A 353-nucleotide genomic window follows, 5' to 3' on the forward strand; every position below is an offset into this window, starting at 1 on the left:
TGACGGCGGCGGCCACGCTAGCCATTGCCCAGCATGTCAGCCGCTTCCACAGCCTGACCCTGGACAACGGCACCGAGTTTCACGACTACAAACGACTCGAAGCGCGTTTCCCGGTGACCTGCTACTTCGCCACCCCTTACCATTCATGGGAGCGCGGCAGTAATGAAAACCTCAACGGTTTGATCCGCCAATACCTGCCCAAAGGCAGCTGTATGAAGCACCTGACCCAGCAGGAATGCGATCAGATTGCCTTCGAGTTGAATATGCGCCCCAGGAAACGGCTTGGATTCAAGACACCCATGGAGGTCTACTATGCGTCCTGAGCGCTATTGCACTTCAATGTTGAAACTACG

The 353-nt window shown here is 55.5% G+C and carries 1 protein-coding gene; it reads left to right on the plus strand.

Going from position 1 to position 353, the window contains the following annotated elements:
• Nucleotides 1–323: IS30 family transposase (locus tag ABWL39_RS20920; protein WP_367796153.1), on the plus strand; the 323-nt coding region annotated here is incomplete at its 5' end.
• Nucleotides 324–353 lie beyond the last annotated feature (30 nt).

This window comes from Chitinivorax sp. PXF-14 (genome assembly GCF_040812015.1).
In the GTDB taxonomy this organism is placed as follows: domain Bacteria; phylum Pseudomonadota; class Gammaproteobacteria; order Burkholderiales; family SCOH01; genus JBFNXJ01.